The following is a 19,284-nucleotide window of genomic DNA, read 5'->3' as shown; positions in this document are numbered from 1 at the left end:
ACGGGTCGGTTTCAATACGTGAGAGCCATGGTGTCGAACGCGCCGGGGTCGCCGACCCCTCAAAACACTGCCGGAATGGCCGTCGAACTGACAGGCATCACCAAGCGTTTTGGCGCTTTCACCGCCAATGACGGCATCGAGCTTGCCGTGCGCCGGGGCGAGATCCACGCCATCATCGGCGAGAACGGCGCCGGCAAGACGACGCTGATGAACATACTGTTCGGCCTGCTCCAGCCGGATGAAGGGTCGATCCGGCTAAACGGCGAGGCGACCGTGGTGGCCGACCCGGCCGTCGCTATCAAGGCCGGGCTCGGCATGGTGCACCAGCACTTCAAGCTGGTGCCATCGCTCTCGGTCGCCGACAATGTCTTTCTCGGCATGGAGATCCGCCGGCATGGGCTGATCGACCATGCCGCGCAGGTCGCACGCACGCACGAGCTGTCGAAACGCTTCGGATTGCATGTCGACCCCACCGAGCGCGTCGGCCTGCTCTCGGTCGGCATCGAGCAGCGCATCGAGATCCTCAAGGTGCTGGTGCGCGGCGCCCGCACCATCATCCTTGACGAACCGACCGCCGTGCTGACGCCGCAAGAAAGCCGCGAACTGTTCCAGACGCTGCGCAGCTTCGTGGCCGAGGGCATGACGGTGATCTTCATCTCGCACCACCTCGAAGAGGTGATGGAGGTGTCAGATACGGTGACGGTGCTGCGCAACGGCCGCAAGGTCGCCACCCGCCCGACGAGTGAACTCAGCAAGGATGAGCTGGTGCGCATGATGGTGGGCCGCGAGGTCAGTTTCGACCGGCGTCCGCGCGCTGCCCTGCACGGCGATGTCGTGCTTGATGTGAAGGACTTGTGGGCGCGCGACGACCGGCGGCTGCCGGCTGTTCGCGGCGCCAGTTTCAGCGTCCGCGCCGGTGAGGTGGTGGGCATTGCGGGCGTCGCCGGCAATGGGCAGACCGAACTGGCGGAGGTGCTTTCGGGCCTGCGGCCGGCCAGCCATGGCGAGGCATGGCTCAAGGGCCGCGATCTCACCACACTCACGCCTGCCGCCATACGCGAGGCGGGTTTTGCCCATGTGCCGGGCGACCGCATGGTGCGCGGAGTCGATCGCAATGCGTCGATCGCGGCGAACACGCTGATGGGCCGCCAGCATCGCGCGCCCTGGAGCCGCAGCGGCGTGCTCGACTGGAAGGCGATCGCCGGGAATGCCGGCGCGCTGATCAAGAGTTTCGATATCCGCGCGCAAGGCGCGGCCGACCCCGTCAAGCGGCTGTCTGGCGGCAATATCCAGAAGGTGGTGCTGGCGCGCGAATTCACCAATGGCGCCGATTTCCTGCTGATCGACCAGCCAACGCGCGGCGTCGACATCGGGGCACAGGAAGCCATTCACAGCGAGATCATGCGCCAGCGCGCGGCCGGCCGGGCGATCCTGCTGATATCAGTGCAGCTCGATGAACTGGCGGCGCTCGCCGATCGTATCCTGGTGATGTTCAACGGACGTATCATGGGCGAGGTTTCCGGCGACAATGCCGATGAGGACCGCATCGGCATGATGATGGCCGGCGTATTGCCCGAACCTGTGGCGGAGCCCTTGTCATGAGTGAGCGTTTGCGCGCCGTTTCCGGCCAGGTCATCGCCCTGGGTGTTGCCTTGCTGATGGGCGCGATCATCATCCTGATGGTCGGCGAAAGCCCGGTCCATGTCTTCATGACGTTGCTCCGCGGCGCCTTCGGCGATCAGGAAAAGATCGCCGGGACCCTGCTGCAGACGACGCCGATCCTGATCTGCGGGGTCGCCGCCTGCATCGGCCTTCGCGGCGGCATGTTCAATGTCGGCATCGAGGGCCAGCTGTTCCTCGGCGGGTTTGCCGCTGCCTGGGTCGGCTTCACCTTCTCCCTGCCCACGGGCATCCATACGCTGGCGGCACTGGCGCTCGCGGTCGCCGCGGGCGCTGCCTGGGTTGCCATCCCCGCCTATTTCCGCGCCCGCTACAACACCAACGAAGTCGTCTCGACGATCCTGTCGAACTACATCGCCGTGCTGCTCACCTCCTATTTCACCATCTTCCTGTTCAAGCGGCCCGGCGGCTGGTCGGAGACGCCGCCGATCCTGGCGACAGCCTACCTGCCGGAGATCTTCGCGTTCTCGCGGCTGAACTGGGGGCTGTTTATCGGCCTGCTGCTGGCCGTCGGCGTGGCGCTGGTCTTCCGCTACACCAGCTGGGGCTATGGCGTGACGATGGTCGGCTCGGCGCCGAAATTCGCCGAGTATGGCGGCGTCAACGTGAAACGGCAGGGTTTTGTGGTGCTGCTGCTTTCAGGCGCCGTCGGCGGACTGGCGGGAGGCGTCGAGACGCTTGGCGTGCATCACCGCTTCATGGAGGGCTTCGCTCCCGGCTTCGGCTTCGACGGGCTCATCGCCGCCCTGCTCGCCAATGGCTCGCCGGTCGCCACCATCGTGACGGCGCTGTTCTTTGGCGCGCTGCGCAGCGGATCGCTGCTGCTCGAGGTCGACACCACCGCCTCACGTGAAATCATCACCGTGATCCAGGCGCTGATCATCCTCAGCGTGTCGGCGCAGGTTCTGGTCAGACGCCGTGGCGACAGCCAGGCGGGAGAGCGTCGATGGAAATTCTAGACAAGCTCATCAACATCGCGCTCATCGCGGCCACGCTGCGCACCACCGCGCCCATCCTGCTGGTGGCGCTCGGCGGATCGTTCACCACCAAGGCAGGCATCTTCAACATCGGTCTCGAGGGCCAGATGCTGGCCGGCGCGTTCTTTGCCGTCCTCGGCTCGATCTGGACAGGATCGGCCTTCGCTGGCGTTGCCTGCGGCGTGGCGGCCGCGCTGGCCTTCGCACTCGCCTTCGCCGTGCTGGTGGTGACGTTCCGTGCCAATGAAGTGGTGGTCGGTCTCGCGCTCAACATCCTAGCTGGCGGCATGACGATCTCGCTGATGAAGGCGATCTTCGGCACACGCGGATCGATCGTCGGCCACGGCATCGTCGGCCTGCCAAAGGTGCAGATACCAGGTGCGCAGGCGCTGCTCGGCTCGTGGGCCCCGCTGGTCTCGGGCTTCACGCCGATCGTCTATGTCGCGTTCATCGCGGTGCCGCTTCTGGTGCTGTTCTACAACCGCACCCGGCTCGGCCTCTACATCCGCGTCGTCGGCGAAAAGCCCGAGGCCGCCGAGGCGCTCGGCATCTCGATCACGCGCGTGCGCTACATCGCCTCGCTGCTGTGCGGATTGCTGGCGGGGCTGGCCGGTGCGCATCTGTCGCTCGGCTACATCACCATGTTCACGGAGAACATGTCGTCGGGCCGCGGCTTCATGGCGGTGGCGATCCTGATCTTCTCCAATGGCGACCCGTTGAAGGTGCTGGCCGGCTGCCTGCTGTTCGGCTTCGCCGACGCCTTCTCGCTGCGTCTGCAGACGTTCGGTTTTCCGTCCTACCTGGTTCTGACCGTACCCTATGTCGTGGCGCTCACGGCCCTGTTCGCGCTGTCCTACCGGGCGCGGCCGAAAATCATCAAGGAGACGCTGGCATCGATGCAGAAACTGCTTTCGACCGACCGGAACAGCGTACCCGCAGACAAAAATCCGCAATGAAGGAACTCACATGGAACGCATAATCCTCGACGTGGATTCTGCCGGCGACGACATTCTGGCCGTGCTGTTCGCAGCCGCGCACCCGAATGTCCGGCTCGAAGGCGTCACCACGGTAACCGGCGCGGCAGGTCCGATCGAGCAGGTCACCAATGTCGTGCTCAACACGCTCACACTTGCCGGGCGCGACGACATACCGGTCCATGCCGGGGCATGGCGCCCGATCGTCGGCAATTCCAAGGCCGACATGGAAGCGCCGGTGCATTTCGAAAAGCGGCTCGTCGCCCGCTTCGGAGACCGGTTGAAGAAGTTCAATCCGCCAGCACCGACGCCATCCCGACCGGCAACGCCGGGACATGCCGTCGACTTCATCATCGACACGGTCATGTCCAATCCCGGAGAGATCACGCTGGTGACCACCGGCCCGCTGACCAATGCGGCGATGGCGCTGCTGCAGGAGCCTCGGCTGACAGGCGCGCTCAAGCGGCTGCTCGTGCTCGGCGGCAATTTTCAGACACCCGGCAACATCACGCCGCTCTCGGAATACAACATCTGGGCCGATCCGGAGGCTTCGCGCATCGTGCTCAACGCCGAGGTCGACAAGATCCTGGTGCCGCTCGACATTTGCGAGGACAACCGCGTCGCTGACTCCATGCTGACGCGCGACGATATCGCCGACATGCAGGCGGACGCGAAGAACAATCCCGTCTTCGACATGATCGCCGACTCCTTCCCGATCTACATCGACATCTGGCGTGAATTCTTCGATCTCGTCGGCTTCCCGATGGATGACGTGATCACCGTCGCGCTGGCTTTCGACCCCAGCCTTGCAACGATGACCGAACCCCTCTTCGCCGACGTCGTGCTCGACGGGCGACTGGCGCGCGGCCAGACGGTCGCGCATCGCGGCCGGCAGTTGCTGCCTGGCGGCGGGCCGAAGACGACGCGCATCTGCACCGATCTGGATGGGCGCCGCTTCCTGAACATCTTCAAGCAAACCATCGCGCGCTACGAACAAGCGGCGTGAGGACCGAAAAAATGACCACAGCAACTCCAATCCTGTTCGACTGCGACCCAGGCCATGACGATGCCATCGCGCTTGTCATGGCGCACCGCTCGCCGGCCATCGAGCTTCTCGGCGTCACCACGACATGCGGCAACGCCGAAGTCGAAAAGACCACCGCCAACGCCTTGCGCATCCTGGAATATATCGGCGCCGGCGACGTACCCGTCGCGCAAGGATGCCACCGTCCCCTCGCCCGCCCGCTGGTGCTGGGCACCGCCGATGGCCCGAGCGGCCTCGAAGGCTCGCCCTATCTGCCGCAGGCAACCATCAAGCCTGTCGACCAGCACGCGGTCGATTTCCTGGCCGACAAGCTGCGCGCGGCGCCCGAACCGATCCTGGTCGTCGCCACCGGTCCGCTGTCGAACATCGGCCTCCTGATCCTCAAGCATCGCGACGTGCTGCCCAAGATCAAGGAACTGATCTGGATGGGCGGTGTCTTCTACCGCAAGAGCGAGATCATCACGCCGACGGAGTTCAACGCCTTCTGCGACCCTGAAGCGTTGAAGATCGTGCTCGACAGCGGCGTGCCGATCCTGATGGTCGGGCTCGACGTCACCATGCAGGTGCTGATCGAGGCGCCGCAATATGCCGAACTCGCTACTATCGACACACCACTCGGCAAGCTCGTCAACGACTGGCTGTTGTTCTACGAGAAGCTGCACCGCAACTCGATGGGCGTCGGCGGCGCCATGCACGATCCGCTGGCGCTGGCGCTGGCCATCGACCCGACACTGGTGCGTACGCGCCCCGCCCATATCGGCGTCGACCTGTCCGGCACCTACGCTTTCGGCGCGACGGTCGCCGATTTCTGGGGCGAGCGCGGCGAGAAGGATAATGCCCGTATCGCCCACGAGGTCGACGCGGACCGGTTCTTCAAGTTGATGTTCGACCTCTTGCGGGACTAAACCGCAAAGAGCGCGAGACACGCGGCCCGGCGATTGCCGGGCTGCCTATCCTATGCACTTACGCGGACAGACGTTCCGCGTGCCATCTCAGATGGTCTTCCATGAACGTCGAGATGAAAAAGTAGGAGTGGTCGTAGCCCTCCTGCATGCGCAGCCTCAGCGTCATGCCGGCCTTGGCGCAGGCCTCTTCGAGCAGCCAGGGTTTCAGCCCGTCTTTGAGAAAGCCGTCGGCTGTCCCTTGATCAACGAGAAGTTCGGGCAAGCGATTGCCATCCTCAATGAGCAGCGTGGCATCGTAGCCGCGCCATGCCGTCTGATCCGCACCGAGATATTTTTCGAGCGCCGGCTTCGACCAGCCCGAGGTGCTGGGCTGCACGATCGGCGCGAAGGCCGAGCAGCTCCTGAACCGTTGCGGATTTTTCAGCGCAATCGTTAGCGCGCCATGGCCGCCCATCGAGTGGCCAAAGATCGCCTGGCGCGTCATGTCGACAGGAAATTCAGCGGCAATCAGCGCCGGCAGTTCCTCGGTGACATAGGAATACATGCGATAGTTCTTCGCATAGGGCTGCTGCGTCGCGTCGAGATAGAAGCCGGCGCCGCAACCGAACTGCCAATTGTCCTTCTCGTCGGGAACATCGGCGCCGCGCGGGCTGGTGTCAGGGCAGACGACGATCAGGCCAAGCTCGGCGGCCATGCGCCTGTATTCGCCCTTGTCCATGACATTGGCATGGGTGCAGGTGAGGCCGGAGAGGTACCAGACGACAGGGCAAGGTCTTTCACGGGCCTGCGGCGGCACGAAGACGGCAAAAACCATGTCGCAGGCGCAGGCATCCGAGGCGTGGGAATAAACGCCCTGCACGCCGCCATGCGATTTGGATGTGGAGATGGTCTTCATCCGGTCCGACATATGGTTCTTCTCCGCCTGCTGGAATCCTGTTCGCGGCCGCCTGTCTACGGCATTGGCCGGGATCAGGGCAACCGTGAAGGACTTCTGGATCAGCCAGGCTTGATGTCCGGCGCGACCCGCGACGAAACGGTAGCGCGCCGGAGAGGCGGAATACGCCTATTGTAATTTCGCCTGCAGGGCGTTGACGTCGTCGGTGGTCATCTCGCCGTCGGTCGTCACCTTGCCGTCGACGATCTTCCAGAGCCGGAACGGACCGGTGATGTCGCCATACTTGTCGAAGGCGACAGGACCGATGACGCCTTCGTAGCGGATCGGCTTGCCATCCTTGATCAGGCCGAGCGCCTTGGCGAATTCGTCCTTGCCGGCATAGATCGGCGTGCCCGCCGGGTCGACCGCCTTGTACATTGCATCCTTGATCTTGGCCGGATCCTCGGAGCCGGCGATGGCGATCGCCAGCCCAACGATGGCGCCGGCATCGTAGGAGCGGTCGGCCGCCGGGTTGGACGGTTCGATGCCCGAGAATTCCTTGTAGTTCTTCATGAAATAGTCGGTCGACGCGGTCGGGCTGGTGCCGGAAGAGGTGCCATAGGCCTCCTTCAGATAGTCGGCGCCGACGGACTCGATGAAGTCCGGGCTGTTCATGCCGTCGTTAAGCAGGAACTTCTGCACGCCGCCCTGCGAAATCCAGGTGCGGGCGATCGTGGCGCCGTCGACCGGCGTGCTGACGAGGTAGAGCCCGTCCGGCTCGCCTCCCATCGCCGCCGTCACTTCCGAAGCATAGCTCGACTGCTTCTCGTTGTAGGGCGTGTCCGAAACGATGGTGCCGCCGAGCGCTTTGTAGGCACGCGAGAATTCCGCCACCATGTTGACGCCGAAATCGTTGTTGACGTGGATGATCGACAGCTTCTTGAAGCCCTTGTCGACCGCATATTTGGCGGCGGCGACGCCTTGCAGCGCATCCGAGGTGATGGTGCGGAAGAAGATGCCGTTGGTCTTGCCATCACGGCCAAGCGCGGTCAGCGTCGGCGAGGAAGATGCGGGCGACACCTGAACGATCTTGGCCGGGGCGGTGACCGAGGTCAGGATCGGGATCGACACCGAGGAGATGATGCCACCGATGATGACCGGCACCTTCTTGACCTGCACGAGTTGGGTCGCGGCGTCGACCGCGATGTTGCCCTGGCTCTGGCTGTCGCGCGTGTCGGTCGCGAGGTCGCAGCCGCGAACCCCGCCGGCGGCGTTGATGTCGCGAAAGGCCATTTCGACAGACTTGGCGCCGGCCTGACCATATTCGCCGGCCGGACCGGTCAGTTCCATGACGAGGCCTACCGTGATCTTGCAATCGGCCGCCTGCGCGGCGCCTGCCATCGTGACGAGAGCCAGTGCTGTTGTGAATTTCAGTATCGTGTTCCTCATTGTTGTTCCCCTTGAGTTATCCGACTGGAGTTTGATCTCTGAAGCCTGTTCAGCCTTCTGGCACCTGCAGCCAGGTCTCATGCAGATGCCGCCATTGGACGCCGTTGGGCGCCGATGAACTGGTGGTGAAGACAGCGCTCGACTGGCGGCGGCTGCGCTTGCCGCCACGCAGTTGCGCCTCGATGTAGAGGATGACGATCATGCCGTCGGCTTGCCAACCGGGCCGGATATCCTCGATCGAGATGGCGAAGCCGTCATCGCAAGTCGCGCGACTTTGCCTGACATGGTCGAGGACCGCGTCGCGATCGAGGACCGCGCCGCTCGGTGCGATCATGCAGAAGCCTTCCCCCATGGCTGCCTCGAAGCGGCCGAAGTCCACCCTTTCGGCGCGCGCGGCGACGAACCAGTCGACGAAGAAGCGATGCAGGTCGACGATCTCGGCGCTGGCCCTGGCGAACAGCGTGGCCTGGATGGCGCTCATGTGCGGCCTGCGTTCAGATTGTAATGCATGATCGAGCCGTGGCGGCCGTGGCGGTCGCGCTCCAGCGTATAGACGTCGCCTTCCGGCCCCCTGCGTTCAGCGATCACGGCATCGATGGCTGCCCGGTCCTGCGCCGACAGGCTGACATCCATGATGCCGGCGTTGGCAACCGCATGCGCCTGGTTGCGGGCACCGACGATGACGGCCGCCACACATGGCTGGCCGAGCACCCAGGCGCTGGCGATCGTCGCGATGTCCACGCCATGGCGATCTCCGACCGCCTTCAGCGTCCCGAGCAGGGATTGAAAAAGGTCCCAGCCACCGAAATCGTCGATGATCAGCTTGTATTTGACCAGAGACCGGTTCTCGAGCGGCATCGAAGGCTCGGCGACACCCAGCCACTTCTCGCTGAGGAAGCCGCCGGCCACCGAACCGTAGCAAAGGAAGCTGACGCCGTTGTTCGCTGCGAGCGCGGCAAGGCTTGCCGCCGCCCGCTGGTCGAGCACGGAATATTGCAGTTGCTGGCTGACCAGCGGAATGCCGGCGGCCAGGATTTCGGCGAGCCGCGGCGTATCGAAATTGGTGGTGCCGAGATCCCGCACCTTGCCCTCGCGCCGCAATTCGTCGAGCCAGCCCATCGCCTCGATATAGCGGGGCTGCGCGTAGTCCCACCAGTGGAACTGCACGAGATCGAGCCGCTCGGTCTTCAGCCGGCGCAATGACTGATCGACGATGCCCCTGATGTAGTCGCGGCTGATGGCGGCCAGCCGTTCGAGATCGGGCACCAGCTTGGTGTGCACCTTCATCCTGGCGGCGACGTCCAGACCGCGCTCACTGGCCAGCCGCAGCCGGGCGGCGCCGATCAATTCCTCGACGCCGGTGTAGATGTCGGCGCAATCATAGGTCCAGATGCCCGCATCGAAGGTGGCGATCAGGTCGCTCACCGCCTGCTGGCGATCGATGGCACCATGGCCGCCGGCCAATTGCCAACCGCCGCGAATGACGCGCGAGATGGTGTAGCCGGAGCTGAGCTCGAAGGTCCTGGCGCTCATGTCGGGTCGTTCTCCTTCGGGAGCGGCACGGCCGTGGTTTCGGCGTGGCTGAACCGCCGCCTGCCCACCCTGACGATCCGCAGCCGGCTGGCACAGTTGGGATCGGGACAGGCGATCTCGGCGTCCGAGGTCATCCAGTCATTGGCGTGGGTCGGGCGCTGTTTTGCCGCCAGCAGCGGCAGGACGGCGGCGAGCGAATAGATGGAGAATCCCTGCCCGGCCGGCATCGACAGCATTTCGCCCTTGAGCTCGAAATAGTCGCCAGCCCTGGCGCCACAATAGATCGGCTTACCCTCCGGGACTACAGCCTCGACGCGAAGATCGAAGAGCTCGAAACTGTCGTCCGCCATTCAGGCCTCCGCCAGGCTGAAGGTGATTTCGCAGGCACCATTGCGGCGGATGATGCCGCAGGCGGCGGCGAAACCATCACGCTCCCCGACGGGCAGCTGCGCAACCACACTGCCGGCGAGCCAGCCGATCGGGAACAGAAGCCGCGCCCCCTGCCCGTAGAACAGGCCGATGTCGAAGATCGCATTGGGATTGCCACTCCACATGCGCGGCGGCACGTAGGACAGCACGATGTCGCCGGGCTGCGGCGTCAGCGTCGCGTTTTCCGCCGGCAAGGGTCTCGCATAGGACTGGCCGTCGAGATCAGCAGCGGGAACCGGGCAGGAGATTTCCGGTCCCGTCCACATCGCGTGGATGCCGGGCACCACACGTGGCGTGGCGAGGTATGCCTTGAGGAAGGCGACGTTTTCCGGCGCCTTCTCCGGCAGCAACACCGCCTTTACGGAAAGACCGGAGCGCGGCTCGGTGATGCCGATGGCGGTCATATCAGACCCTTCCCGGCGGCCGATTGCAGCTTGCTGCGCAGGAATGTGAAGGGCCGGCTGATGTCGGCGACGAGCGCATCGCGCGCGGCCTGCGCATCCTGCGTGGCGAGCGCCGTGACGATGCCGCGGTGATACTGGGCGGTGTCGACCTCGCCGGCCTCCGAGAACGCGTAGATCGCCACACGGATGCAAGGTCCCGACTGCAGCCATAGGCTCTCGATCATCGGGATCAGCACTGCCGAGCCGCAGGCGCGATAAATCTCGAAATGGAAGCTCTGGTTGAGCGTCACCTCGCGGTCGACATCCTTCTTGTGTTTCAACGCCCGCATCTCGTCCCATTCGCCCAGAATGGTTTCGATGGCGGCGATCTGACGCGTGCTCATGCGCGGCGCGGCCAGCGCTATCGCCTCGCCCTCGATCAGGATGCGGGCGCGCAAGAGATCATCGAGGCGTTCGAGCGTGATCGGCGGCACCCGCACCGAACGGTTGGGCAGCGCCTCCAGCGCCTTTTCCGTGATCAGCCGGCCGAGCGCCTCGCGCACCGGCATGGTCGATGTGACCAGCGCATCGGCCAGGCCCCGGATGGTCAGCACCTGGCTCGGCTCGAACAGGCCGCCGATCAGGGCGCGGCGCAGTTCGGAGTAGACACGGTCCTGAACCGTCTCGCGGCCGACCGGCGCGAGTTGCGCGGCGATGACCTCGTTGTTCCGTTCGGCGGCAGCCTTTTGCATGGAATTCCGCTCTTGGCCTGATTTCGGCTTGCGGTCGAAATTAAAGCCGAATAGCGTGATCAACGCAAGTGTGATCACAAATCAAAAATCAGAAGATGGCAATGGCCGTCTCGGCCAGAGGGTTCGATGAGTGAGGCAGCCAAGCGGCAAGAACACCGCGCGCCGGTTCTGGCGGCGCGGAATGTCGTGCGGCGCTTCGGCGGCCTTGTCGCGGTAAACGATGTCTCGTTCGATGTCGCGGCGGGCGAAATCCTCGGCCTGATCGGACCGAACGGCGCCGGTAAGACGACCATGTTCGATCTTCTTGCCGGCAGTATCTTGCCGACCAGCGGCGATATCCTGCTCAACGGCACGCGCGTCTCGGGCGAAGCCGCTCACCTGCGCATAGGCCGTGGCCTCGGCCGTACCTTCCAGATCCCGCGCCCGCTGCCCAATCTGACACTGATCGAAAACATCATGCTGGCGGCACAGGGCCAGGCCGGCGAGAGACTGCTCGCGAACTTCGTCACGCCATGGCGGGTGGCGGCGCAGGAGAAAGCCGCCCGGGCAAAGGCGCTCGACTTGCTGGAACTGGTCACCCTCACCCGCCTCGCCCACGAGCCGGCGCGCGTGCTCTCCGGCGGCCAGCGCAAGCTGCTCGAACTCGCCCGCGTCATGATGGCCGATCCGGCGATCATCCTGCTCGACGAACCGGCGGCCGGCGTCAACGCGACGCTGCTGGAAGTCATCATCGACCGGATCCGCGACATCAATGCGCGCGGCATCACCTTCCTGCTGATCGAGCACAATATCGACATGGTGACGCGGCTCTGCCACCGCGTCCTCGTCATGGCCGGCGGCCAGTTGCTGAGCGAAGGCACGGCCGAGGAAGTTGCGCGCGACCCGCGCGTCATCGAGGCCTATCTCGGGGGTGCGGCATGAGCGAGACCGTGCTCGACGTCCGCGATCTCGAAGCCGGCTACGAGCCTGGCGTGCCGATCGTGCGCGGCGCCTCGATCACCGTCGGAAAGGGTGAAATCGTCGTCGTCCTCGGGCCGAACGGCGCCGGCAAGTCGAGCTTCATCAAGGCGATCGCCGGCCTCGTTCCGATCACCGGCGGCACGGTAACACTGGACGGCAGGGACATCACGTCAGCGCCGGCCTACACCATGGTGCGGCTCGGTCTCGCCTTCGTGCCGCAGACCGAAAACATCTTTCCGCTGATGTCGGTCGAGGACAATCTCAGGGTCGCCTGCGGCATTCTCGAACGTCGCGATATTCCCGCCCGCATCGAGGAAATGTACGCGGCGTTTCCCGATCTTGTCCGCCAGCGCCGCACCGCCGCCGGCAATCTGTCGGGCGGACAGCGGCAGATGCTTGCCGTGGCGCGGGCACTGATCGTCCATCCCAAGGTGCTCGTGCTCGACGAGCCGTCGGCCGGCCTGTCACCCAAATTCGTTGCCATGGTGTTCGAGATGCTGGCCGGCATCCGAAAATCCGGCGTCACCATCCTGCTGGTCGAACAGAATGCCAAGGCAGCGCTCGCGATCGGCGACCGAGCCTATGTTCTGGTCGAGGGTAAGGACAGGCACGAGGGCGTCGCCTCCGAACTCTGGAACGACCCGGTGGTGGCCGAACTTTATCTTGGCCAGCGCCCGCTCAGCGCGGAAAAGACGCCACACACCGGCAACGGGGGCGCGGCATGAGCCTGCAATTTGTCGTCGACGGTTTGCTAACCGGCTCGATGATCGGCCTCGGCGCCATCGGGGTGACGCTGACCTATTCGATTCTGCGCTTCTCGAACTTCGCCCATGGCGACTTCATGGCCTGGGGCACCTATGCGACGTTGACCATCGTCGGCGCCATTGGCGCGATCTTCGGCAAGGTGGCGCCGATCGGACCGCTGTCCTTCGGCTGGCCGCTGCTGGTTGCGCTGGTCGCCGGCATGGCCTTCACCGCCTTGCTGGCATTGCTGCTCGACAAGGTGCTGTTTTCGCGGCTGCGCTCGCAGGGCCAGGCGATTATCGTGGTGATGGCGAGCTTCGGCGCCTCCATGGCGCTGCGCAGCCTGCTCGAATTCACTTTCACCTCGCGGCCGACCTATTTCAGCCGCGCGATCCAGATCGCCATGCCGGTCGGCTTCGGCATTCGCATCACCGCGGACCAGATCGCCTTGCTGCTGCTGACCGCCGCGCTCGTGATCGGCGTGCATCTGTTGATGACACGCACGCAGACCGGCCGTTCCATGCAGGCGCTCAGCCAGAATCCGGCGCTCGCCCGCATCGTCGGCATCGACGTCGCCCGCGTGGTGCGCGTCACCTGGATCGTCGGCGCGGCACTCGCCTGCGTGGCCGGCGTCATGATCGGCATTCTGGTGCAGATCCGTCCCTTCATGGGCTTCGACATGCTGCTGCCGATGTTCGCGGCGGCCATCCTCGGCGGCATCGGCAGCATACCGGGCGCGGTGCTCGGCGGTCTGATCATCGGGCTCGCGGAAGCCAGCGCGGTGCAATTGATCGGCGCCGAATGGCGCGCCGCCGTCTCCTTCATCATCCTGATGGCGGTGCTGTTCGTGAGGCCGATCGGCCTTTTCGGAGTTCGGGAAAGATGATCGACCTCATCGGCTACGGCGCCTTCTTCCTGACCACGGCGCTGATCTTCTCGCTGGTGACGCTGGGACTCAACCTGCAATGGGGGCTGACCGGACTGTTCAATGTCGGCCTCGCCGGTTTCGTCGCCATCGGCGCCTATACATCGGCACTGCTGACGACTCCGGACGACCCCGCTCGTCTGGGCGGCTTCGGCCTGCCAATCCTGGTGGGCTGGGCGGGGGCCATGACCGTAGGCGGCCTGGCCGCCGCCCTGACCGGCATCGCCACGCTGCGCCTTCGGTCCGACTATCTCGCCATCACCACATTCGGGGTTGCCGTGGTGGTGCAACTCGTCGCGCTCAACGCCCAGAAACTGACCGGCGGTCCGTTCGGGGTCGGCTTCATTCCGCGTCCTTTCGGCAGCCTCGCCGAGACGCCGCTGCTGTTCAACCTGTCCAATCTCGCCATCGTGTCGGCTGTGGCGCTGATCACCTATCTGGCGCTGGAGCATCTCTCGCGCAGCCCGTGGGGGCGCGTGCTGAAGGCATTGCGCGAGGACGAGCGGGCGGCGATTTCGCTCGGCAAGAGCGCGCGCTTCTACCGCATCCAGGCTTTCGCCGTCGGCGGCGCCATCATGGCGCTCGCCGGGGCCTTGCAGGCGCATTTCACCGGCTTCATCGCGCCAGACAATTACCTGCCCATCCTGACCTTCCAGGTCTGGGTGATGCTGATCGTCGGCGGTTCGGGCAGCAATCTCGGCGCGGCCATCGGCAGCATACTGGTCTGGGCGATATGGGCGGGATCGGGAACGCTGACCAGCGTGCTGTTTGCGCCCGAGCAACAGGCTCGTGCCGCCTCGCTGCAGATCGTCGCCATCGGCGTGATGCTCTGCATTATCCTGCTCGTCCGGCCAAACGGACTGTTCGGCGACAGGCCGCGGCGGGCGCGCCCAGGCAAGGGCGCGGAAATCGCCACGACCAAAAGCAGGCCGGGTCCATGAATGCCTCGCCCCGGCAGGAAGGGCATGGCATTTCGCTCTGGCAAGCCATCAGCAGCAACGGTCGTGACTGGCCGGCACTGCATGGCGGGATCTGCGTGGACCTCGCGATCATCGGTGCGGGTTTCACCGGCCTTTCGACGGCGCTGCACACGGCCGAGAAGGGGCTCTCGGTCGCGGTTCTCGAGGCAGAACAGGTCGCCTGGGGCGCGACCGGGCGCAATGCCGGCTTCGTGGTGCCCAATTTCGCCAAGCGGGATCCGAATGATATCGTCGCACAGCTCGGACCCGACCGGGGCGAGCGGCTTGTCGATTTCGCCGCCGGCAGCGCCGACCTCGTCTTCGGCCTGATCAAGCGTCATGGCATCGAGTGCGACGCTGTGCGGAATGGCTGGATTCAGCCGGCGCACTCCCCCGCGGCGCTCGAGAAGACCAAATCCCGTGCTACGCAATGGGCGAGCCGCGGTAGGCCAGCAGTCGCGCTGGATGACAAATCGGTTACGGAACTGACCGGCGTTCGCGGCTATGCCGGTGGCTGGATGGACCGGTCGGGCGGCGTCCTCAATCCGGTCGAGTACGCACGCGGCCTGGCCGATGCGGCGGAGACAGCAGGCGCGCGTATTTTCGAGCATACGCGTGTCAGTTCGATCGGCCGCATTGGGGACGAATGGCTGTTGAAGACAGTATCGGGTGAGGTGAGCGCGGGCAAGGTGCTGGTCGCCACCAACGCCTATGGCGGAGCACTGAACCGCACACTGGCGCGGACCTACGTGCCGCTGAAGGTATTCCAGATCGCCACCGCGCCGCTGCCGCGTGAGACGCGTGCAAGGTTTCTTCCGGGTGGGCAAGGCTTCGGCGACACAAGGCGCAATCTGTTCACCCTGCGTCTCGACAAGGAGAACAGGCTGATCAGCGGCGGCATGCATATCGTCGGCATCGGTGCGGAACACCGGGTGCCATTGGCGATCTGGCGGCGGCTCGCCAGGGAACTCGAACTCAAAGACCCGCCGCCGCTGCAATTCAGCTGGTCAGGCCTAGCGGCGATCGAGCCGGACTTCCTGCCGCGCCTCGTCGATCTCGGGCCTGGACTGATCGCCGGCTTTGCCTGCAACGGACGCGGCATTGCGATGACCACGGCCATGGGCAAGGTTCTGGCGGACTGGGCAAGCGGGGCCGATGCGCGGGATTTGCCGCTGCCGTTCGCGCCGCCGTCGCCGATCCCGTTCCACGCCATGGTGCGCTACGCGCCGAACGCGATGCTTCCATGGAGCCTGTTGCGCGACCGGCTGGAGCGTTAGACACGACGTGGATGCCTCGTCTTGCCCACCGGCTGACCTCCCAGCCAAGGCGACTGTGAGCCTATATCGAGGCCAGCGCCGTCACCTCTCGCCGGAACGGCAATGCGTCGCCGATGTCGGGTTCATCCAGTTCGCGGGCGAAGCGGTGCCCGGCATAGGTTGCCCAGGCGATGGGGCCCGGCGCTTCCGCGTCGCCGATGACCTTCACTGAACGGATGCCGCTGCCGACCCAGTCATGTGAACGCGCCTTGAGTTCGCGCCACACTGTGTCGTCCTGGCTGCGCGAGGTGACGAGAACGACGGCGTCGGCCGTCAAATCCCGTCGCTGACCGGTATAGACGCAAGCCGTCACGACACCGCCGGCGGCGACGCTGGCGACAGTCCGGTTGAGCACGATGTCGACGCCGAGCTCCGCCAGGCGGCGATGGATGGTGCCCTGCTCCAGCGTGTTGCGGGTCCAGTCCGACACATAGGCCGACGGCGTCACCAGGGTCACCCTGGCGCCCTGCCGCGCCATCAGCTCGGCCAGCACGCCGCCCATGTAGTAGTGGTCGTCGTCGAACAGCACGACATTGCCGGAAGGCAGCTTGCCGCCCATGTAGTAGTGGTCGTCGTCGAACAGCACGACATTGCCGGAAGGCAGCTTGCCGGCCATCAGGTCGTCGGGCGTGTAGACCGGCATCGCGGCATCGATCGGCATCGGCACGACATGGGCGCGCGCCACCCCGTCCCGCCGCCATATCGATCCGGTGGCGATGGCGACGTTCTGGAAGCCGAAGGACAGGATGTCGTCCGCTGACAGCCGGCTTTTAAAATAGATGTCGACATTCGGCATCTGGCTGAGCTGATACTGACGATAGTCGCGCACCCTGCCCCATGCGGACAGGCCCGGAAGCTTGCTCTCGCGCGCCACGCGGCCGCCGAGTTCGGTGCCCGCTTCGGCAATGGCCACCTGATAGCCGCGCAGGCCGAGCGCGCGGGCTGCCTCAAGCCCGGCGGGTCCGGCGCCGACGATCAGCACGCTGTCGCTGTCGCCCTTGGCCTGCATGCGCTCGGGATGCCAGCCCTTGCGCCATTCCTCCATGAAGGTCGGGTTCTGCGTGCAGCGCGAGATCGACATGGTCATGTCGCCCGTGATGCAGATGTTGCAGCCTATGCATTCGCGGATATCCTCGATGCGGCCCTCCTCGACCTTCCTGGGCAGGAAGGGATCGGCGATGGACGGGCGGGCGCAGCCGATGAAGTCGAGCGTGCCGGACTTGATCATCCTCACCATCACATCAGGCGAGGTGAAGCGGCCGACACCGACGACCGGCCTGGAGGTCAGTTTCTTGATGCCGGAGACCAGGCTTTCCTGCGCCGCCTCCTCCTTGAAGCGGGACGGCCCTGAGCAGTCTTCCCACGCACCATGGGCGAGATCCCAGAGATCGGGCAGATCGGCATGCATCTCGATCATGTCGCGGACTTCCGAATTGGCGAAACCAAGCTCGCCGATCATCTCGTCGAGCGACAGCCTCAGCGTCAGCCCGCAGGTCTCGCCGATCGCGTCGCGTCCTTCCTCGATCAGCTCGCGCATCAGCCGCGAGCGGTTTTCCAGCGAGCCACCATATTCATCGCCGCGCTGGTTGGTGGCCGTGGACAAAAAGTGCTGGATGATGCCGAAGCCATGCGCGCCGTAGAGGCACACGAGATCGAAGCCAGCCTGCTTTGCACGCTTGAACGCATTGCGGTGCCAGCGCCGCAGGTCGCGTATGTCCTGCTTGTCCATGGCGCGCGCCTGGACGGGATCGTTGGTGAAGGTGCGGATCGGCAACGCCGACGGCCCGCGCGGAACCTCCTTGGTGTAGAGGTTGGGACCATTGATGCCGGAATAGGCAAGCTGGATGCCGGCCAGCGCGCCATATTCGTGCATGGCGTCGGCCATCCTGGCCAGCGCCGGGATGTCGGCATCGTCCCACAGCCTGAGCTCGATGAAGGGCGTGATCTCCGAAGTGTGGTGCATCTCCGTCTGCTCGGTGAAGATGACGCCCCAGCCGCCTTCCGACTTCATGCGGCGCATCTCGGCGGCGGCCGACGGATCGCGATAACCGCCGCCATTGCAATGCGGAACCTGATAGAAGCGGTTCTTGGCGGTAACCGGACCGATCTTCATCGGTTCGAACAGGATGTCGTAGCGTGGGTCGCGCATGTCTTTCCTTCCCATGGCGTGGCGCTGCCGGTGCTTTGGAGATTACTCATAAGTTGGAGCGGGCGCGGGAAAACTATGGATTTCTTCCGTGCGGGTTAGGACCGGCCTAATCGCGCGTTTCGCGAGTTAGTCTGCGGTGAAACGAAGCGGAGCCAAATGCGACTTCAGCGGCGCTGCGCGACGGTGCTAAACCGCCTGCAGCTCAACGGATTTCAGACATGGACAGCATCAAGATTCTCGACCGGCTGATCGCGTTCCCGACGGTGAGCCGCGACTCGAACCTCGACCTCATCGGCTATGCAACGGAACTGCTGGAGGCCAGCGGCATCGCCTGCCGCCTCATCCATAGCGCCGACGGTCACAAGGCCAACCTCTTTGCCACCATCGGACCCGCCGACAGGCCGGGCGTCATGCTGTCCGGCCACACCGACGTGGTTCCGGTCGACGGCCAGAACTGGACGCTGCCTGCCTTTGCGATGACCGAGCGGGACGGCAAGCTTTACGGCCGCGGCGCGGCCGACATGAAGGGCTTTGTCGCCTCGGCGCTCGCGGCCTGTCTCAAAGCGTCGAGGATGACGCTTCGGACGCCCTTGCATCTGGCGCTCTCATACGACGAGGAAGTCGGATGTCTCGGCGTACGCGACCTGATCGAGATGCTGGTCGCCGCACCGCAACGCCCGCTGCTGTGCATTGTCGGCGAACCGACCGGGATGCAGGTGGCGACGGGACACAAGGGCAAGCTCGCCGCGCGCGCCATCTGCAGGGGACGTGAAGGCCATTCCGCCCTGGCGCCGCTGGCGCTCAACGCGATCCATCTCGGCTGTGATTTCGTGCGCGCCTTGCGCGACGAGCAGGACCGTCTGGCTCGCGACGGCGCCCGCGACGGCGATTACGACATTCCCTACACCACCGTGCATGTCGGCAAGATAAATGCCGGTATCGCACTCAACATCGTGCCGAACCTGTGCCAGGTCGATTTCGAAATCCGCAACGTCGCGGCGGACGACGCGATCGTCATTCTCGGCCGGCTTCGCGACGCCGCGGCGCGCATTGCCGCGGATGCCGCCGAATGAGTGGGGAAACCGTCGACCGCCTGGTGATGATGGCAAACCAGATCGGCAAGTTCTTCGCGCCGCAGCGCAAGATCGATCAGGCCGCCGCCATTGCCGATCATCTGGAGAAGTTCTGGGATCCGCGCATGCGGTCGCTGATCGTCGCGCATCTCGACGC

20 protein-coding genes are annotated in these 19,284 nt (G+C 64.8%); 12 read left to right on the top strand and 8 right to left on the bottom strand.

Annotation, left to right across the window (positions count from 1 at the left end):
• Positions 1–27: 27 nt before the first annotated feature.
• The 5 genes from J0I79_RS18015 to J0I79_RS17995 are packed head-to-tail and all read left to right on the top strand — an operon-like array spanning position 28 to position 5,581.
• The gene (locus J0I79_RS18015) at positions 28–1,602 is read left to right on the top strand and encodes an ABC transporter ATP-binding protein (protein WP_292861551.1); all 1,575 of its coding nucleotides are present in this window, start codon (positions 28–30) and stop codon (positions 1,600–1,602) included.
• Positions 1,599–2,639 (top strand): ABC transporter permease, encoded by a 1,041-nt coding sequence (locus tag J0I79_RS18010; RefSeq protein ID WP_292861548.1) that lies wholly within the window; start codon positions 1,599–1,601, stop codon positions 2,637–2,639. The genes J0I79_RS18015 and J0I79_RS18010 overlap by 4 nt, the downstream gene beginning before the upstream one ends.
• Positions 2,627–3,613: an ABC transporter permease gene (locus J0I79_RS18005; RefSeq protein ID WP_292861545.1), complete on the top strand. Its 987-nt coding sequence runs from the start codon at positions 2,627–2,629 to the stop codon at positions 3,611–3,613. The genes J0I79_RS18010 and J0I79_RS18005 overlap by 13 nt, the downstream gene beginning before the upstream one ends.
• A gap of 10 nt (positions 3,614–3,623) precedes the next feature.
• Positions 3,624–4,637 (top strand): nucleoside hydrolase, encoded by a 1,014-nt coding sequence (locus tag J0I79_RS18000; RefSeq protein ID WP_292861542.1) that lies wholly within the window; start codon positions 3,624–3,626, stop codon positions 4,635–4,637.
• An 11-nt stretch (positions 4,638–4,648) separates the two neighbouring features.
• The gene (locus J0I79_RS17995) at positions 4,649–5,581 is read left to right on the top strand and encodes a nucleoside hydrolase (protein WP_292861539.1); all 933 of its coding nucleotides are present in this window, start codon (positions 4,649–4,651) and stop codon (positions 5,579–5,581) included.
• A gap of 58 nt (positions 5,582–5,639) precedes the next feature.
• Here the strand turns inward: J0I79_RS17995 and fghA are convergent, their stop codons facing one another.
• The 7 genes from fghA to J0I79_RS17960 form a co-directional block, all read right to left on the bottom strand.
• Positions 5,640–6,488, bottom strand: a complete 849-nt coding sequence (fghA, locus tag J0I79_RS17990) for an S-formylglutathione hydrolase (RefSeq protein WP_292861536.1) — start codon at positions 6,486–6,488, stop codon at positions 5,640–5,642.
• A 156-nt stretch (positions 6,489–6,644) separates the two neighbouring features.
• A complete protein-coding gene (locus J0I79_RS17985) occupies positions 6,645–7,904 on the bottom strand; it encodes an ABC transporter substrate-binding protein (RefSeq protein ID WP_292861533.1) in 1,260 nt (419 codons plus the stop codon).
• 49 nt (positions 7,905–7,953) lie between these two features.
• Complete coding sequence (locus tag J0I79_RS17980) at positions 7,954–8,385, bottom strand: DUF4440 domain-containing protein (protein WP_292861530.1); 432 nt, start codon at positions 8,383–8,385, stop codon at positions 7,954–7,956.
• Positions 8,382–9,437, bottom strand: coding sequence for an aldo/keto reductase (locus J0I79_RS17975; RefSeq protein ID WP_292861527.1), 1,056 nt, complete (start codon positions 9,435–9,437; stop codon positions 8,382–8,384). Before J0I79_RS17975 ends, J0I79_RS17980 begins: the two co-directional genes overlap by 4 nt.
• Complete coding sequence (locus J0I79_RS17970; RefSeq protein ID WP_292861524.1) at positions 9,434–9,787, bottom strand: TIGR04076 family protein; 354 nt, start codon at positions 9,785–9,787, stop codon at positions 9,434–9,436. The genes J0I79_RS17975 and J0I79_RS17970 overlap by 4 nt, the downstream gene beginning before the upstream one ends.
• A complete protein-coding gene (locus tag J0I79_RS17965; protein ID WP_292861521.1) occupies positions 9,788–10,270 on the bottom strand; it encodes a DUF3830 family protein in 483 nt (160 codons plus the stop codon).
• Entirely contained in the window at positions 10,267–11,001 is a 735-nt protein-coding gene (locus J0I79_RS17960; RefSeq protein ID WP_292861518.1) for a GntR family transcriptional regulator, read from the bottom strand. Before J0I79_RS17960 ends, J0I79_RS17965 begins: the two co-directional genes overlap by 4 nt.
• Before the next feature lie 126 nt (positions 11,002–11,127).
• On the opposite strand from J0I79_RS17960, the gene J0I79_RS17955 reads away from it, so the two are divergent.
• The 5 genes from J0I79_RS17955 to J0I79_RS17935 are packed head-to-tail and all read left to right on the top strand — an operon-like array spanning position 11,128 to position 15,866.
• Positions 11,128–11,922 carry an ABC transporter ATP-binding protein gene (locus J0I79_RS17955; RefSeq protein ID WP_292861515.1) on the top strand — a complete coding sequence of 265 codons (795 nt, stop codon included), beginning with the start codon at positions 11,128–11,130 and terminating at the stop codon, positions 11,920–11,922.
• Positions 11,919–12,686 carry an ABC transporter ATP-binding protein gene (locus J0I79_RS17950; protein WP_292861512.1) on the top strand — a complete coding sequence of 256 codons (768 nt, stop codon included), beginning with the start codon at positions 11,919–11,921 and terminating at the stop codon, positions 12,684–12,686. The genes J0I79_RS17955 and J0I79_RS17950 overlap by 4 nt, the downstream gene beginning before the upstream one ends.
• Positions 12,683–13,591, top strand: a complete 909-nt coding sequence (locus tag J0I79_RS17945) for a branched-chain amino acid ABC transporter permease (protein ID WP_292861509.1) — start codon at positions 12,683–12,685, stop codon at positions 13,589–13,591. The genes J0I79_RS17950 and J0I79_RS17945 overlap by 4 nt, the downstream gene beginning before the upstream one ends.
• Positions 13,588–14,571: a branched-chain amino acid ABC transporter permease gene (locus J0I79_RS17940; RefSeq protein WP_292861506.1), complete on the top strand. Its 984-nt coding sequence runs from the start codon at positions 13,588–13,590 to the stop codon at positions 14,569–14,571. Before J0I79_RS17945 ends, J0I79_RS17940 begins: the two co-directional genes overlap by 4 nt.
• On the top strand, positions 14,568–15,866 hold the full coding sequence (locus J0I79_RS17935) for an FAD-binding oxidoreductase (RefSeq protein WP_292861503.1): 1,299 nt from the start codon (positions 14,568–14,570) through the stop codon (positions 15,864–15,866). The genes J0I79_RS17940 and J0I79_RS17935 overlap by 4 nt, the downstream gene beginning before the upstream one ends.
• A 61-nt stretch (positions 15,867–15,927) precedes the next feature.
• Here J0I79_RS17935 and J0I79_RS17930 read toward each other — a convergent pair whose 3' ends face one another.
• Positions 15,928–18,054, bottom strand: a complete 2,127-nt coding sequence (locus tag J0I79_RS17930; RefSeq protein WP_292861500.1) for an NAD(P)-binding protein — start codon at positions 18,052–18,054, stop codon at positions 15,928–15,930.
• A 218-nt stretch (positions 18,055–18,272) separates the two neighbouring features.
• Here J0I79_RS17930 and J0I79_RS17925 point away from each other — a divergent pair, with 218 nt between their 5' ends.
• Together J0I79_RS17925 and J0I79_RS17920 are read left to right on the top strand one after the other, a co-directional pair.
• Complete coding sequence (locus J0I79_RS17925; RefSeq protein ID WP_366014671.1) at positions 18,273–19,127, top strand: M20/M25/M40 family metallo-hydrolase; 855 nt, start codon at positions 18,273–18,275, stop codon at positions 19,125–19,127.
• On the top strand, positions 19,124–19,284 hold a 161-nt coding region (locus J0I79_RS17920; protein WP_292861605.1), incomplete at its 3' end, for a formate dehydrogenase subunit delta. The genes J0I79_RS17925 and J0I79_RS17920, both read left to right, overlap by 4 nt.

Source organism: Mesorhizobium sp., from assembly GCF_017306585.1.
Lineage (GTDB): Bacteria > Pseudomonadota > Alphaproteobacteria > Rhizobiales > Rhizobiaceae > Mesorhizobium.
The sequence above is the reverse complement of the archived record's forward strand: the minus strand, read 5'-3'. Positions and strand labels throughout refer to the sequence as shown.

Excerpts from the sequence above, each read along its gene's own strand:
- J0I79_RS18005 (WP_292861545.1), top strand. The coding sequence starts at position 2,627 with ATGGAAATTCTAGACAAGCTCATCAACATCGCGCTCATCGCGGCCACG.
- J0I79_RS17940 (WP_292861506.1), top strand. The coding sequence starts at position 13,588 with ATGATCGACCTCATCGGCTACGGCGCCTTCTTCCTGACCACGGCGCTG.
- J0I79_RS18000 (WP_292861542.1), top strand. The coding sequence starts at position 3,624 with ATGGAACGCATAATCCTCGACGTGGATTCTGCCGGCGACGACATTCTG.
- J0I79_RS18010 (WP_292861548.1), top strand. The coding sequence starts at position 1,599 with ATGAGTGAGCGTTTGCGCGCCGTTTCCGGCCAGGTCATCGCCCTGGGT.
- J0I79_RS17995 (WP_292861539.1), top strand. The coding sequence starts at position 4,649 with ATGACCACAGCAACTCCAATCCTGTTCGACTGCGACCCAGGCCATGAC.
- J0I79_RS17965 (WP_292861521.1), bottom strand. The coding sequence starts at position 10,270 with ATGACCGCCATCGGCATCACCGAGCCGCGCTCCGGTCTTTCCGTAAAG.
- J0I79_RS17955 (WP_292861515.1), top strand. The coding sequence starts at position 11,128 with ATGAGTGAGGCAGCCAAGCGGCAAGAACACCGCGCGCCGGTTCTGGCG.
- J0I79_RS17925 (WP_366014671.1), top strand. The coding sequence starts at position 18,273 with ATGGACAGCATCAAGATTCTCGACCGGCTGATCGCGTTCCCGACGGTG.
- J0I79_RS17950 (WP_292861512.1), top strand. The coding sequence starts at position 11,919 with ATGAGCGAGACCGTGCTCGACGTCCGCGATCTCGAAGCCGGCTACGAG.
- J0I79_RS17930 (WP_292861500.1), bottom strand. The coding sequence starts at position 18,054 with ATGCGCGACCCACGCTACGACATCCTGTTCGAACCGATGAAGATCGGT.
- J0I79_RS18015 (WP_292861551.1), top strand. The coding sequence starts at position 28 with ATGGTGTCGAACGCGCCGGGGTCGCCGACCCCTCAAAACACTGCCGGA.
- J0I79_RS17980 (WP_292861530.1), bottom strand. The coding sequence starts at position 8,385 with ATGAGCGCCATCCAGGCCACGCTGTTCGCCAGGGCCAGCGCCGAGATC.
- fghA (WP_292861536.1), bottom strand. The coding sequence starts at position 6,488 with ATGTCGGACCGGATGAAGACCATCTCCACATCCAAATCGCATGGCGGC.
- J0I79_RS17970 (WP_292861524.1), bottom strand. The coding sequence starts at position 9,787 with ATGGCGGACGACAGTTTCGAGCTCTTCGATCTTCGCGTCGAGGCTGTA.
- J0I79_RS17975 (WP_292861527.1), bottom strand. The coding sequence starts at position 9,437 with ATGAGCGCCAGGACCTTCGAGCTCAGCTCCGGCTACACCATCTCGCGC.
- J0I79_RS17960 (WP_292861518.1), bottom strand. The coding sequence starts at position 11,001 with ATGCAAAAGGCTGCCGCCGAACGGAACAACGAGGTCATCGCCGCGCAA.
- J0I79_RS17945 (WP_292861509.1), top strand. The coding sequence starts at position 12,683 with ATGAGCCTGCAATTTGTCGTCGACGGTTTGCTAACCGGCTCGATGATC.
- J0I79_RS17935 (WP_292861503.1), top strand. The coding sequence starts at position 14,568 with ATGAATGCCTCGCCCCGGCAGGAAGGGCATGGCATTTCGCTCTGGCAA.
- J0I79_RS17985 (WP_292861533.1), bottom strand. The coding sequence starts at position 7,904 with ATGAGGAACACGATACTGAAATTCACAACAGCACTGGCTCTCGTCACG.